The organism is Alkalihalophilus marmarensis DSM 21297 (genome assembly GCF_000474275.2).
Classification (GTDB): domain Bacteria; phylum Bacillota; class Bacilli; order Bacillales; family Bacillaceae_D; genus Alkalihalophilus; species Alkalihalophilus marmarensis.
This window is the reverse complement of record NZ_ATAE01000008.1, coordinates 250,777-264,128: the sequence shown is the minus strand read 5'-3', so window position 1 is coordinate 264,128 and position 13,352 is coordinate 250,777. Positions and strand designations below refer to the sequence as shown.

Annotated in this window: 17 protein-coding genes and 1 pseudogene; 17 read left to right on the top strand and 1 reads right to left on the bottom strand. The window is 37.7% G+C overall.

From position 1 onward, the window contains the following. The first annotated feature begins 11 nt into the window (after nucleotides 1-11). The 10 genes from A33I_RS04915 (at nucleotide 12) to A33I_RS04870 (ending at nucleotide 8,819) form a co-directional block, all read left to right on the top strand. A complete protein-coding gene (locus tag A33I_RS04915; RefSeq protein WP_022627352.1) occupies nucleotides 12-1,463 on the top strand; it encodes an aldehyde dehydrogenase family protein in 1,452 nt (483 codons plus the stop codon). 27 nt (nucleotides 1,464-1,490) lie between these two features. Next, nucleotides 1,491-2,858: a purine-cytosine permease family protein gene (locus A33I_RS04910; RefSeq protein ID WP_022627351.1), complete on the top strand. Its 1,368-nt coding sequence runs from the start codon at nucleotides 1,491-1,493 to the stop codon at nucleotides 2,856-2,858. Between the two features lie 2 nt (nucleotides 2,859-2,860). Continuing rightward, on the top strand, nucleotides 2,861-3,661 hold the full coding sequence (locus A33I_RS04905) for a carbon-nitrogen hydrolase family protein (protein WP_022627350.1): 801 nt from the start codon (nucleotides 2,861-2,863) through the stop codon (nucleotides 3,659-3,661). 50 nt (nucleotides 3,662-3,711) lie between these two features. Further along, nucleotides 3,712-4,335 (top strand): cyclase family protein, encoded by a 624-nt coding sequence (locus A33I_RS04900; RefSeq protein WP_031311422.1) that lies wholly within the window; start codon nucleotides 3,712-3,714, stop codon nucleotides 4,333-4,335. Between the two features lie 57 nt (nucleotides 4,336-4,392). Beyond that, the gene (locus A33I_RS04895; RefSeq protein WP_051320803.1) at nucleotides 4,393-4,857 is read left to right on the top strand and encodes a DUF1801 domain-containing protein; all 465 of its coding nucleotides are present in this window, start codon (nucleotides 4,393-4,395) and stop codon (nucleotides 4,855-4,857) included. A gap of 170 nt (nucleotides 4,858-5,027) precedes the next feature. Then, on the top strand, nucleotides 5,028-5,375 hold the full coding sequence (locus A33I_RS04890) for a DUF1904 family protein (RefSeq protein WP_012958655.1): 348 nt from the start codon (nucleotides 5,028-5,030) through the stop codon (nucleotides 5,373-5,375). A 33-nt stretch (nucleotides 5,376-5,408) separates the two neighbouring features. Next, complete coding sequence (locus A33I_RS04885) at nucleotides 5,409-6,146, top strand: sulfite exporter TauE/SafE family protein (RefSeq protein ID WP_022627347.1); 738 nt, start codon at nucleotides 5,409-5,411, stop codon at nucleotides 6,144-6,146. Nucleotides 6,147-6,276: 130 nt separating this feature from the next. Then, entirely contained in the window at nucleotides 6,277-7,164 is an 888-nt protein-coding gene (locus A33I_RS04880; RefSeq protein ID WP_022627346.1) for a TIGR01777 family oxidoreductase, read from the top strand. Between the two features lie 342 nt (nucleotides 7,165-7,506). Continuing rightward, the gene (locus A33I_RS04875; protein ID WP_022627345.1) at nucleotides 7,507-8,085 is read left to right on the top strand and encodes a histidine phosphatase family protein; all 579 of its coding nucleotides are present in this window, start codon (nucleotides 7,507-7,509) and stop codon (nucleotides 8,083-8,085) included. Next, nucleotides 8,082-8,819, top strand: a complete 738-nt coding sequence (locus A33I_RS04870) for an alpha/beta fold hydrolase (protein ID WP_022627344.1) — start codon at nucleotides 8,082-8,084, stop codon at nucleotides 8,817-8,819. The genes A33I_RS04875 and A33I_RS04870 overlap by 4 nt, the downstream gene beginning before the upstream one ends. Nucleotides 8,820-8,835: 16 nt before the next feature. Here A33I_RS04870 and A33I_RS21050 read toward each other — a convergent pair whose 3' ends face one another. Then, nucleotides 8,836-9,027, bottom strand: coding sequence for a YuzK family famiily protein (locus A33I_RS21050; RefSeq protein ID WP_012958650.1), 192 nt, complete (start codon nucleotides 9,025-9,027; stop codon nucleotides 8,836-8,838). Between the two features lie 147 nt (nucleotides 9,028-9,174). Between A33I_RS21050 and A33I_RS04860 the strand changes: the two genes are divergently transcribed. The 7 genes and pseudogenes from A33I_RS04860 (at nucleotide 9,175) to A33I_RS04840 (ending at nucleotide 12,960) form a co-directional block, all read left to right on the top strand. Further along, nucleotides 9,175-9,531 (top strand): SpoIIAA family protein, encoded by a 357-nt coding sequence (locus A33I_RS04860; RefSeq protein ID WP_022627343.1) that lies wholly within the window; start codon nucleotides 9,175-9,177, stop codon nucleotides 9,529-9,531. Between the two features lie 145 nt (nucleotides 9,532-9,676). Next, nucleotides 9,677-10,289: pseudogene (locus tag A33I_RS20165) on the top strand (MBL fold metallo-hydrolase); the annotation flags it as partial. Between the two features lie 41 nt (nucleotides 10,290-10,330). Beyond that, nucleotides 10,331-10,483: a hypothetical protein gene (locus A33I_RS21045; RefSeq protein ID WP_022627340.1), complete on the top strand. Its 153-nt coding sequence runs from the start codon at nucleotides 10,331-10,333 to the stop codon at nucleotides 10,481-10,483. A 94-nt stretch (nucleotides 10,484-10,577) separates the two neighbouring features. Continuing rightward, the gene (locus A33I_RS04855; protein ID WP_235806157.1) at nucleotides 10,578-10,775 is read left to right on the top strand and encodes a hypothetical protein; all 198 of its coding nucleotides are present in this window, start codon (nucleotides 10,578-10,580) and stop codon (nucleotides 10,773-10,775) included. Between the two features lie 18 nt (nucleotides 10,776-10,793). Next, complete coding sequence (locus tag A33I_RS04850) at nucleotides 10,794-11,093, top strand: spore coat protein (RefSeq protein WP_022627338.1); 300 nt, start codon at nucleotides 10,794-10,796, stop codon at nucleotides 11,091-11,093. 122 nt (nucleotides 11,094-11,215) lie between these two features. Beyond that, on the top strand, nucleotides 11,216-12,064 hold the full coding sequence (locus tag A33I_RS04845; protein WP_022627337.1) for an alpha/beta fold hydrolase: 849 nt from the start codon (nucleotides 11,216-11,218) through the stop codon (nucleotides 12,062-12,064). Nucleotides 12,065-12,198: 134 nt separating this feature from the next. After that, nucleotides 12,199-12,960: an LAGLIDADG family homing endonuclease gene (locus A33I_RS04840; RefSeq protein ID WP_022627336.1), complete on the top strand. Its 762-nt coding sequence runs from the start codon at nucleotides 12,199-12,201 to the stop codon at nucleotides 12,958-12,960. Nucleotides 12,961-13,352 lie beyond the last annotated feature (392 nt).

The window sequence follows — 13,352 nt, the reverse complement described above, 5'->3', positions numbered from 1 at the left end:
GTGGAAGTACTTTGAAACAACAAAATTTTATTAACGGAAAGTGGTTAACCGGAGAAGGATACAAACGAGATATAATCAATCCTTCTACCGAAGAAATACTCGAAACCGTCTATGAAGCTTCTAGCAAGCAAGTAAACCAAGCGGTAGATGCCGCACAAGCAGCTTTTGATCAAGGCATTTGGAACAGTGATCCACTACTTCGTGCTAAGACATTGCAAAAGATAGCTGATAAATTAGAAACGCAATCAGAAGAATTCGCTGTAATTGAAACAGAAAACACCGGAAAACCGATTCGTGAAGCACGTCTTGATATAGAAGATACGGTTGGGTGCTTAAGATATTATGCCCAGTTAATTAAACAACAAAAAGCAGAAGAAATTACGCAGTGGGACGGGTCTATCAGTCAAGTTAGGAACGTGCCTATCGGTGTATGTGCTTTAATCGTTCCTTGGAATTTCCCTTTGCTTCTTGGAATGTGGAAAATTGCTCCTGCTCTTGCAGCTGGGAATACCATTGTCTTTAAACCTTCAGAAGTGACTCCGTTATCAATGATTAAAATGACAGAAATTATTGATGAATCCGGTATGCCTGAAGGTGTGTTCAATTTATTGCTAGGTGACGGAAAAGCGGTAGGAGAAAAACTTGTGATCCACCAAAATGTTAGCAAGATTTCTTTTACTGGCGGGACAGAAACTGGAAAAGCCATTAATGAACAATGTTCTCGTACGTTTAAAAGAGTGTCACTTGAGCTTGGTGGAAAATCACCTTTGCTTATTTTTGATGATGCTGAACTTAACCTTGCTGTTGAATGGGCAATATTTGGTGCTTTTTTTAATCAAGGGGAAGTATGTGTAGCTTCTTCTCGAATTCTAGTAGAAGAGAAGATCTACCCAGCCTTGTTAGAGAAACTAGTTGAAATGACTAAAAATATATCTTTAGGTGACCCGCTTCTGGATGATACAGAAATGGGTCCCTTGGTGTCAGAAAATCATCTTAAAAAAGTTGAATCCTATATACAAACGGGCCTTAAAGAAGGCGCAACTTTAGTTACCGGCGGAAAGCGCATAAAAGAGAAAGGATATTACATGACACCTGTTATTGTTACAGATGTCACTAGTGAGATGGATATTGTACAGGAAGAAGTATTCGGACCTTTTTGTGTCATTCAAACATTTAAAACCGAAGCTGAAGCCATTTCTCTTGCTAATGGTACAAAATTTGGTTTAGCTGCAGGCGTCCTAAGTGCAGACGTTGTTCGAGCCGAACGGGTTGCTGCTCGTATTCAAGCAGGGACAATTTGGATCAACAGCTATCATACACCGTTTGTAAATGCACCTTGGGGAGGGTTTAAGCAAAGCGGATTAGGCAGAGAACTAGGACCACAAGGGCTAGCCTCTTATTCTGAGCCTAAACATATAAATGTCACACAACAAGTAAATAAGCTAGGTTGGTACAGTTCTTAAAAATTCGAAAATTGGGGGAGCTGCTCAATGAGTACATTAGTAAACCAGTTCGGCAATGATAGTATTCAACCAACACAAAAAAGCGATCGTACGATGTCCTTTTTCTCCACATTTGCCCTATGGCTAGCGGCAAATGTGGTGATCACTTCTGTTTTAACTGGAATGTTTTTTGTTCCTGATATTGCTTGGTCAACTGCCATTTGGGCAATTATCATCGGTTCAGCCATAGGTGCGATTCCTCTAGCATTGACTGGGAAAATAGGAACACGAACAGGATTATCAACAATGGTGATGACAAGAGCTGCCTTTGGGCAAAAAGGAGCAATTCTACCTTCAATAGTAAACACTATTATCCTGATTGGCTGGAGCTGGATTCAAGCATATCTTGCAGGTTTAAGTTTAAACTACGCTGTAAGCTATGCAACAGGGTACAGTAATGTGGTATTATTTGTTATTCTGACCCAAGTGCTTGTAGTAGGCATTACGATTTACGGTCATCGCGGTGTTGAGAGCTTAGAAAAGTACGTTTCAATAGGTATGCTAATTTTATCTACTGTTGTCTTTTATAAGTTATTTACAACTTACGATGTCACTTCCCTTATTACGATGCAGCTTAACGCGAATCCTGAATTAACCACAATTATTGCATTTGATATCGTTGTAGCCACTGCCTTTTCATGGATGTCAACGGTATGTGACTTTAATCGTTATGCTAAGGATGAAAAATCGGGGATGGCTGGGACCTACTTTGGTTACGTTTTAGCTTCCTTAATTGCTATGGGACTAGGAGCAACAGTGAGTGGATTTAGTATTTTAACCGGTATGGAGCAGACATATGACCCAACCTTGTTACTAGTGGCGTACGGATTTGGATTTGTTGCTTCTATTGTCGTCTTTTTATCTGTGGTATCAACCAACGTAATGGCATTATATAGTGCTTCTATGTCATTCATGAACGTGTTCTCAAAGATCTCCTTCTGGAAACCTGTAGCAGCGATTGGGATCATTACTGTTATTGGAGCTTTGCTGCAAGAAGCTTTAATGAATAACTTTTTTAACTTCATTCTTTTGATAGCGACGCTGTTCATTCCCGTCTTCGCCATTATTCTTGTTGACTTCTTTATCATAAAAAAGGGAAATTACGATGCCGATGATATTGTTTCAGATAGAAAGGGAACATACCGTTATCAAAATGGATTTAATCTTGTAGCTTATACAGCCTATATTCTTGGTGCCGTGTTTGCTTATTATTTCACATATATGCAGCCACTGTTTATAGGATCTACCATTCTAACGTTCTTTTTCTCAGGTGCAGTGTACTGGATTGGTATGAGAGTATCAAATCAAATCCAACAGCCTGTTGATCAGAATGCAGATAGGAGCGTGAATCTTTAAGTATGAAAAGTGAATGTACAATTGCAGCTATTCAAACAAGTTTTAGTCAGGACATACACGTAAACCTCAAAAGTATGAAAGAACATATTAATTCATGCGTCAAAAAACAGCCAGAGGTACAATTAATCGTGTTTCCTGAACTTTCATTAACCGGATATTATCTATCTCAGCATGTGAAGGAAGCAGCATTAACTCACGATAGTCCAGTACTAAAAGAAGTAGCCGGCTTAGCTGCTGAACATAAGATTTATTTAGCTTTCGGGTATGTAGAGCTCGGTGAAGATAAACGTATTTATAACTCTATACAATTAATCACCCCAACTGGCAGGTGCATTGCGAATTATCGGAAGATTCATTTAACTAAACTTGAAAAGGAATTTTTTACAGCTGGTAATGAGGTTGTCACCGTTGAAACAGAGATTGGGAAAATCGGGCTTATGATTTGCTGGGATTTAGCTTTTCCTGAATTAGCACGCATGCATGCACTTAACGATGCGGATATTATGATTGCTCCTAGTGCCTGGGAAGTTCCTTTTGATAAACCTTTTCAACATTTTGGTGTCTCAAGAGCAATTGATAACTCTGTATTTTTAGTGGCAGTTAACCATATTGGGAACTCAGACGAGCTAGAATTTTTTGGTCAATCAGCCATTTACGGACCTGATGGAGAGGCTATTACAAGATCATTAAACAATCAAGAAGACATTCTATACGCTAAACTGCTTTTTAATGAACGTGAAAAATTGAAGCAAACATTTTTCAGTATGCTAAACGAGCGTAGAACAGATCTGTACGGGACATAAAAAGGAGGAGTAAGGTTTTGCGAGAAGTTGTTGAAATTGTGGATCTATCAATGGAAATTAAAGGAGATACACCTGTTTATCCCGGTGATCCTATTCCAAAAATTAAATCAGCAGCAAATATTTCGGAGGATGGCTATAACGTTTCGCATCTAGATATAGGCTCTCATACCGGAACTCACGTAGACGCACCTTTTCATTTTCAGGAAAAAGGGTTGATGATTGATGAAATTGACCTGAACCGCTTCGTTGGCAATGGAATCATCATTGATGTAACTCATAAATTAGAAAAAGAAGCAATTATGCTAGATGATGTAGCTGGATATTTACCTAAGATCAAATCTGGAACCATTGTTCTATTTAAAACAGGCTGGTCAAAGTATGCAAACGAAAAAAGATATTTTGACCATCCGTACATTCATTTAGAAGTAATAAACAAGCTGCTAGAGAGCGGTGTTCGAACATTTTTGATAGATGCGTTAAATATTGACCCTCCTGATGGCTCATCTTTTGCAGGGCACGATGCAATTACTAACGTGAATGGAATTATTGGAGAGAATTTAACCAACTTGGAAGCAATTGATTTTCTAGATCCATTTATTATGGCCTTACCTTTAAAACTAAAAGGGGGTGACGGCTCTCCTGTAAGGGCTGTTGCCATTAGATTTAAAAAATAATCTATGTAGCGGTGTCCAAAAGACATCGCTTATTTCTTCATCACTCAAAACCATGATATGATCAGTACAATATATACGACGGGGGTGCTGCGGGTGGCATATGAACTTAAAACAAAGGAAAATGATGCAAGTGTTTTAGAATTCATTGAAAAAGTAGAAAGCCCTAAGAAACGTGAAGACGCCTATCAATTATTAGATCTTTTCACAGAAACGACAGGCTTTGAAGCAAAAATGTGGGGTTCAAGTATTATTGGATTTGGGTCTTATCATTATACATATAAAACAGGTCATGAAGGCGACGCACCCCTTGTTGGATTCTCTCCACGTAAAGCAAAAATAAGTTTATACTTTGCAACAGGAGATCCAGACCGCGAAAAGCTATTAGAATCATTCGGCAAGCATACATCCGGTAAAGCATGTGTTTACATCAATAAAGTAGCTGATATAGATACGAATGTGCTAAAAGCTTTAATTAAACAATCCGTAGATTTTCTACACACATTGTATCCTGACCATCGTTAATAGGTACGCTGCACTTCCTGTTTGGGAAGTGTCTTTTTTTGGGACATGATCTGACAAACTATGATACAATTATCTAGATATATTATTACGTACCCAGGTAATTATAGTAGAGCAGACAAGCTAGCAACTCTCCACTTGTTTAGTAATCCTGTTTGAAAGGAAGAGGCATAATGCCATTTTTACGGTTTAAAGGAATTGACAGCGATATTGTAAGACACGCAGCACCTTATTTAATAGATCAGATGTCATTGATTGCAAACCTGCCGAAAGAAACGGTGAAGATTGAAGTTATTTCTGTTGTACAGATTACAGAAACACCTTCTTCGGTCGAGATCTTTATGTTTCAGCGGGACCAAGAAACCCACGATTCTTTAGCTTCAATGATTAATCAAAAATTAACGGATTACGGGTATGCGAATGTGCATGTATTCTTTGTCATTTTAAATCCAGATCTATACTACAAAGAAGGTAAACCTTTAAAAGAGATTCCAAGAAACGTCGAAACAACATTTATGTAATAACGATAATCAAACGAGCAAGGATCGGTGTCTATGTTTTTTGAGTTACTCATTATTTTTCTTATTATCTTAGTTGGAGGCTTTATTCAAGGAGCAAGCGGATTTGGCTTCGGACTTGTCGTCATGGGGTTTCTGCCCCTTTTCTTAAGCATTAAAGAAAGTACGTTAATCGTCGTTACGCTTTTATTAGTTGCCGCATTAAGCATTATTTTCAAAGTGTATCGTTCAATTGATTTAAAAGGAATAGGTATTTTGATCGCCTCGGCCATGATTGGTCGAGTTTTCTCTTTTTTCTTCTTAAGTACATACGGAGAAATGGATAGTTTAAAGAAAGTTTTAGGCTTTTTCTTAATCGGAATGGTGATCTTCCTTCTTCTAAATAAAAAGAATACAACTCCTGACCAGAGAATTCATCCCCTCATTCCAATATCATTAGGTTTTTCAGGTGGGTTTATAGGCGGGATCTTTGCTGTTGGCGGACCATTTTTTGTCTTCTATTTCTTAATGATCTATCTTAACGAGAAACATAAGTATCAAGCTAATTTGCAGCTGATGACGATCATTACCAGCCTATCTACGATTACATTGCATGGGATAAATGGAGATTTCAACTCCAACATGATGATCTATATATTTATCGGGATTATTGGTGTTTGCATTGGTACATCACTTGGTATGAAGTGGTTTGAGAAGCTTCCAAATCACCTTATTAAAAGGCTTGCAATGATCATTGTATTCATAGCCGCATTAAACTTGATTATTCTTTCTTAGCTTGTTAGATTCTATGATTCTAGCAAGCTTTTTTCAATTATATTTCGGAAACGTTACAATTGGTTTATAATGGGAGTCACATCAGGTCATCCACCTTATTTGGAAATCACCATTGATAGGAGAGATTCATTTGAAAAAGAAAGTTGTTTTAGCCGGTGGTACAGGATTTATCGGTCAGCATTTTGCCAAACTTTATAAAGAGCTTGATTATGACGTACATATTATTTCTAGACAAAATGAACATATTTCTTGGAAGGATAAAGAACGAATGCAAGAAGCTATAGATGGCGCTGAATTACTTATTAATTTAGCAGGGAAGTCCGTCAATTGCCGTTACAACGAGGTAAATAAAAAGGCTATTATGCAGTCTCGTACCGAAACAACAAAAGCATTAGGCGAAGCCGTACTTTCATGTGAAACCCCTCCTAAACTGTGGATTAACTCGAGTACAGCAACTATTTACCGCCATGCAGAGGACCGAGCGATGACAGAGGCAGACGGCGAAATCGGCACCGGGTTTTCAGTTGATGTTGCAACGACTTGGGAAGACACTTTCTTCGCCTATCAGCTGTCGCATACTCGTCAAATTGCCTTACGTATTGCGATTGTTCTTGGAAAAGGCGGAGGAGTCATGATCCCTTACTTGAACCTTGTAAAATTTGGCCTCGGCGGTGTGCAAGGGACTGGCGATCAAATGTTTAGCTGGATTCACCTAGATGATTTATTTCAGATTGTAGAGTTTTTACGAGAGCGAGAAGATTTAAGCGGGGTATTTAACTGTTCTGCACCTGAGCCTGTGACCAATCACGAGTTGATGAAACAATTACGCACGAAACTCAATGCGCCGATTGGTCTGCCTGCCCCTAAATGGATGCTAGAAGCAGGTTCTATCCTTATCAGAACTGAAACCGAACTCGTCCTAAAGAGCAGATGGGTCATTCCTGAGCGACTAGAGCAGGCTGGTTTTACATTCACCTATCCTACGCTAGATCAAGCACTTAGTGAGATCATTCATTAAGAACGCTAAAGGAGATAAGAATACCCTTTCTTATCTCCTTTTTGCTTTACAACAAATTATGTATTTCTGTATCAAAATATAAGGTAGCGGTACAGCTATAAAATCAGCAATAATACTTAGTGTTTAAATAGAAGGTGGGACGTATTTTTAGTTCAACATTGCTAATAAACCCCTTTGATAACCCTGTTTCCTCGCATAACTGTGCAATGGTTATATATTTTTGGCCGGCAAGAGTCATAGTGAAGTACCCACAGCTTCTTTATTATAAGCAGCGGTTTTTCATGCAGGAAATTACCTTTTGATGGTAAAATTTATAAGGGATCATTTAAAAGGGAGGCTTCTATGACTACCATCTATTTTGTCCGCCACGCTCATTCCAGCTATTCCACAGACGAGTTAGGTCGTCCTTTATCAAAGCAAGGAATGGAGGATGCGAAGGAAGTCACGAACGTTTTAAAAGGAGAGAAAATTGATATTGTCCTATCAAGTCCTTATAAACGGGCTATACAAACGGTTAATGGGATTGCTGAATGTACGGGGAAAAGCATTGGGATAGTGGAAAATTTCCGTGAACGCGTTTTAACGACCACACCAGCTGAAGATTTTTCTCGTGCTATTCAAAGGGTATGGGGAGATGAAACATTCTCTTGGCCAGGAGGAGAGTCCAATCTAGAAGCCCAGAAAAGAGGCATCTCAAGCTTAAATAAAATATTGAATACATATGAAGGTAAACACATTGTTATTGGAACTCACGGAAACATCATGGTATTAATGATGAATTATTTTGATACATCATACGATTTTTCATTTTGGAAGACGCTTGACATGCCGGACATTTTTAAATTGACCTTTTGTAAGAAGGAATTGAAAACAGTTGCCCGAATCTGGGAGCCTGCTATTAAAAAGGAGCGAGAACGATGATCTTACATACAACAATTTGTGGTGAGGGAGTCCCTCTGTTATTGCTGCATTCTGGGGGGATGACGGGCGAAACAGAATACGATGAGCAGTCGGCTTACTTCTCACAACGTAATTATAAGGTTATTAGGCCGGACCTTAGAGGACATGGGAAGTCAGGTAGATTATCGCGTGATTATTTCGATTATTGTGCTAAAGACATAATAGAAACGTTAGATTATTTAGAAATAAAAACGTGCCATGTAGCTGGTGTATCTCTAGGCGGGTTGACCGCGCTTATTTTTGCAAACAAATTTCCTGAGAGAGTTAGAAGCTTAACATTCACAGGGATCTTTCCAGAGAAGCCGCTAAATTGGGAAGCTCAACTGAAGGAAGAAGAAGAAAATCTTACATCACTTTCAAACGACCCAGAAGCAGTGTCTTATTTAAATACTATACATGTAAATAATGATTGGCGTGCTTTATTTAAATCATGGACAGCACCGAATTGGTATCCGTTTCACGAAACGAACAATGTAGCAAGCCTCGCCTGTCCGACATTATGCATTGCTGGTGACGGGTTATCCGATGAAATAGAAGCAGCCATAACGTTCAGAAAGCTGAATTCAAACATACAACTTGCTATCATCCCTTTTGCTAACCACCTCGTTCATAGGGAGCAGCCATCTTTATATACTGAAACTTTAAATCTTTTTTTACAAGAGGTAGATAATAGTCAAAAAAGACAATCCCGCTAAAGATTGTCTTTTTTATCTATTTTGGAATATTGTTATTTAATTGTTTCTGAAGTTCCTTATTCTTGCGATAATCTTCCTCACGTGCTTTTTCAACTTCGATCTTCTTGTCTAAATCATTTACATACTCTTCATGTGTAATCCCATGAGCATGCTGCATCCCTTTTTCCATTACTTCTGGTATATGTTGTTTTTGTGCGTTTCTATCCATTATTAACACTCCTCAATTTTATCGATATGCATACAATTCCCGCATGAACTAAGAGTTAAACATGAAATATAACCTGCTATTTCCACCAAGTTTATCCACTATGAGCAAAGGGAATAACAACTTAAACAAAGTTTGGAGGGAATGTATATGATTCGTAAACTGTCTACAAGCACAGAAAACATTATTGAGTATGAAGTGGATGATACCTTAACGGAGGAAGAGAATAAGGAAGTACTTGATGAATTAAAAACAGTGATCAACCAATATGGTAAAATTAAGATTCTTGTGCGTTTAAACGAGATGGCCGGAGTCGAATTATCAGCCATAGATGATCGTCTTGCCTTTGCGAAAGAGCATTTATCAGATATTGAGAAATATGCACTAGTCAGTGATGCAAACCTAGCTGAATATATATCAAAACTAGCTGACAACATGACTCAAATGGATATGCGCCACTTTGCTAAGGATGAAGAAAAAATGGCAAGGTCGTGGATAAGAGACTGATTAGAGCCATCTTAAGCATTCTTTCTTAATTTTAGAAAGGATGCTTTTTCTATGATTTTTCACTTGTAAATAATTAGGATAATTTTATATGCAGGAGACACACTAAGAGGGGTTTTTAAATATTTTTCTAAATGAGGTTAAAAGTATGGATAAACAAATGTCATATGGCGACGACTATAAACCGCTTCCTGCACATCGATTGCAGATGATGTATGTATTCAAGTAGTACCTGATGTGTTCAGTTATACAAATAAGATCGTTAACTTAGTCTTTATTGGCCACCCTGATGAAAACGAATTTGTTTTAGTAGATGCCGGAATGCCTAACTCTGCGCCCGCTATTATTAAAGCCTGTGAACGCGTGTACGGGTCTGGTGCCGGCCTAAAGCGATTATCTTAACACACGGACATTTTGACCATGTAGGATCGATTATTGAGCTTTTACAGCATTGGGATGTATCTGTTTATGCTCATGCTTTAGAGCATCCTTATTTAAATGGTGACCAACAGTATCCAGAAGCAGATCCAACAGTAGAAGGAGGAATGCTCGCAAAACTCTCTCCGCTGTTCCCAAATGATCCAATTAACATTGAAAGTCATTTAAAACCTTACCCTGCAGATGGAACAGTGCCCTAATTAGAGGATTTCAAATGGGTGCATACACCAGGGCATTCACCTGGTCATGTGTCCCTTTTTGGAGAAAATGACCGCACGTTAATTGTTGGCGATGCATTTGTCACAGTGAAACAAGATTCACTAAAATTAACTCCTACATTCATTTGAAAGTGAGGATACGTTATATGAATGAGAAAGAGTACATGAGCACAAAAGAAACAAGAAGAGAAATATTTAAAAGAGAATTAGAAGAACAATTTAAAAAGCCCTTAATTCACAAAGCAATAGCTACAAAAGAAGTCTTTGTGCCATTAGATACAACAAGGATTTGGAATTAAGTAACAGTCACTATACAGATTTATAAATAAGTTACATCGTATAAGGGTAAGCACTTTAACGAACGATAAGTTTACTCGTATTTAGGGAGGAATCATGATGTTTACTACAAAAGAGCTTGCTCTCATTGAAGATGAAATTAGAGCTGAAGAAATCACAGCCAAGACAATGAATTGGTGTGCTGCTCATTGTGTCGACGATGAATTAAGATCACTTATCGAACATATGGCAGAATCTCATCAAAAAAATATCATTCAAATCTCTACTTATTTAAATCAAGCTAAACTCCAATAACAGCAGGGGGTACATGATATGCCTAACAACATAGAACATAGAGGACTCACAGATCGTGAAATGCTGCAGCTTTGTCTTGAGCTTGAGAAAGGCCGATGCCGAAGCTTAGTCTCTACCATGCTTGAAACGAGCCACACAGATCTCCGTCAAGTGTATGAAGAGTGCTTACAGACTGCAAATGATCAGCATGCTCATTTATATGAAGTGCTGAATGATAAAGGCTGGTATGAAACGCTCCATGCAACACCTGAAGCGATTAATCAGACTCAAGCGCTCATGCAAAATAATCTTCATCCTGATGACCAATTTAAAGCTTAAACATTAAAACACAAAAGTGCATGGCATATGCTATGGCTTTTGTGTTTTTCCCATGTATTAAAGGTTTAAGCTGATAATTAAAAGAGAATAGAAAAATAGGCGTAGGTAAGGAGGAGATTGAGATGGAGAAGGTGGATTTTGTTATTATTGAGACTAATGGTATAAAGCTTCACACAGCTATAGCAGGGCCGGAGGATGGACCGCTAGTCATTCTTTTACATGGATTCCCTGAATTTTGGTATGGCTGGCGCAATCAAATTGATACACTTGTTAAAGCTGGTTATCGTGTAGTAATACCCGATCAGCGCGGCTATAACTTAAGTGAAAAACCCCTTGAGATTAGAGAATATACGATCGATCATTTAAGAGATACTACCGGTTTGATAGACTACCTTGGCTATAAAAAAGCAAACATTATTGGTCATGATTGGGGAGGGATTGTTGCTTGGCATTTAGCATCCACTAAACCTGATTATGTTGAAAAACTAACGGTTATTAACAGTCCGCATCCTGCTGTGTTTAAATCAACCATCTTTAAGATTCCAATGCAGCTTTTGCGCAGCATGTATATGATGTTTTTTCAAATTCCTAAGCTGCCGGAAACTCTTCTAAGTCAAAGCGATTATGATTCGGTGAAAAAGGTATTAAGGCAAACAAGTCTTCCTGACACATTCACTGACAAAGACTTATCAGTGTACGTGAACGCATGGCAGCAGCCAAATGCCCTTACAACGATGCTTAATTGGTACCGAGCCATGACAAGAACGCCTCTTGTAAAACCATCAATCATTCAAATTCCAGTGCAAGTATTATGGGGACAGAAAGATGCCTTTTTATCGTCACAGTTAGCGAAGGATAGTGCAGCTTTATGTGATGATGCAGAGCTTATTATGATTGATGGGACACATTGGGTGCATCTTGAGAAGTCAGAGCTGGTTAACTCCATGATAGGAAAGTTTTTAGCAAAATAGAGTATCGGACAGCTTGTTGATGTTTTCAACAAGCTGTTTTATCAAAGTGTCGGTTACATAATTTTACATATACTTAACCCCACCACACCGAACGTATGTACTATAATAGAATTATAACAAAAGGGAGGGATGTTATGGAGCGGAGAAGCAGGTACTGTAAATTAACTTATGAGGAGATTGCTGTACGTTATTTAAGCGGGCAAAGCTCAGCGGAAATCAGTGCAGCAGCAGGAGTGACGAGTCGATCAGTAACAAGAATATTAAATAAATTAAACGTTGAAATGCGACCACGGGGCAGTTGGAAACAAAAGCATACTCTAAATGAAGACTATTTTAAGCATTGGTCAGATAAGATGGCTTATGTGCTAGGATTTTTTGTAGCAGACGGATGTGTATCGGGCGAACTGCAGACTATTTCTTTTTCTCAAAATGATAAAACTATACTTGAAGACATACGCAATGAACTTGGGTCAACTCATAAAATCTATACTGATAAGAGAACTAACGTTCATACTTTATATATTCACAGCAAGATTATGAAAAATGATTTAATGAACCTCCATGGAATACAGTCAAATAAATCTAAAACTATAGAATTTCCGCACATTCCAGACCAATATATCAGCCATTTTATACGAGGATTATTCGATGGAGATGGACACTTATACAAAACTAAATATTATATATGTTTTGTAGGTGGTTCTAAATCATTTATGGTTAAACTTTGTCAGATCCTAAATGGCTTCAACTTTAATTCTAAAGTGGTTCAAACCAGCAGCTATTATAGGGTCTACGTTTCGGGGAAAGATGATGTTAAGAGGTTCGGTGAATGGATATATACAAATAAATCAATTTGGCTAGATAGAAAATATAAAGCATTTAGCTTTGATAACTAGATTTTTATAAAGAGTAGAGGTATGTAATATTAATTAGGTTTTTCTTTTTTAGTTAGAAGTAGACATAATATATCTTATAGGACGTCATGTAAATAATTCGGATTACGTATCATATCAAAAGTATACTTTAAGTTTTGAGACAGAAAAGAAATTTAGATGAAATGACTGATTATCTAACTTAATTGCATTTCTAGTGGTTACTTATCATCTATAAATAATTTAATCTTTATTACTTAGTCAAGTTACTATTTAATTCTAAAATTTCTTTAGGCAATTTAATAATACATCACATTTTTTTATCACTAAATTATTTATGCTATATCGAAACTTTCATTGAGTTTTCCAAGCCTCATTTTATAATTATCACAACAACTGTAGTCCTCATTCATCCC

Bases quoted from the DNA above. Each gene is read 5' to 3' on its own strand.
- A33I_RS04910 (WP_022627351.1), top strand. From the start codon at position 1,491: ATGAGTACATTAGTAAACCAGTTCGGCAATGATAGTATTCAACCAACA.
- A33I_RS04905 (WP_022627350.1), top strand. From the start codon at position 2,861: ATGAAAAGTGAATGTACAATTGCAGCTATTCAAACAAGTTTTAGTCAG.
- A33I_RS04900 (WP_031311422.1), top strand. From the start codon at position 3,712: ATGGAAATTAAAGGAGATACACCTGTTTATCCCGGTGATCCTATTCCA.
- A33I_RS04895 (WP_051320803.1), top strand. From the start codon at position 4,393: ATGATCAGTACAATATATACGACGGGGGTGCTGCGGGTGGCATATGAA.
- A33I_RS04890 (WP_012958655.1), top strand. From the start codon at position 5,028: ATGCCATTTTTACGGTTTAAAGGAATTGACAGCGATATTGTAAGACAC.
- A33I_RS04885 (WP_022627347.1), top strand. From the start codon at position 5,409: ATGTTTTTTGAGTTACTCATTATTTTTCTTATTATCTTAGTTGGAGGC.
- A33I_RS04875 (WP_022627345.1), top strand. From the start codon at position 7,507: ATGACTACCATCTATTTTGTCCGCCACGCTCATTCCAGCTATTCCACA.
- A33I_RS04870 (WP_022627344.1), top strand. From the start codon at position 8,082: ATGATCTTACATACAACAATTTGTGGTGAGGGAGTCCCTCTGTTATTG.
- A33I_RS21050 (WP_012958650.1), bottom strand. From the start codon at position 9,027: ATGGATAGAAACGCACAAAAACAACATATACCAGAAGTAATGGAAAAA.
- A33I_RS04860 (WP_022627343.1), top strand. From the start codon at position 9,175: ATGATTCGTAAACTGTCTACAAGCACAGAAAACATTATTGAGTATGAA.
- A33I_RS21045 (WP_022627340.1), top strand. From the start codon at position 10,331: ATGAATGAGAAAGAGTACATGAGCACAAAAGAAACAAGAAGAGAAATA.
- A33I_RS04855 (WP_235806157.1), top strand. From the start codon at position 10,578: ATGATGTTTACTACAAAAGAGCTTGCTCTCATTGAAGATGAAATTAGA.
- A33I_RS04850 (WP_022627338.1), top strand. From the start codon at position 10,794: ATGCCTAACAACATAGAACATAGAGGACTCACAGATCGTGAAATGCTG.
- A33I_RS04845 (WP_022627337.1), top strand. From the start codon at position 11,216: ATGGAGAAGGTGGATTTTGTTATTATTGAGACTAATGGTATAAAGCTT.
- A33I_RS04840 (WP_022627336.1), top strand. From the start codon at position 12,199: ATGGAGCGGAGAAGCAGGTACTGTAAATTAACTTATGAGGAGATTGCT.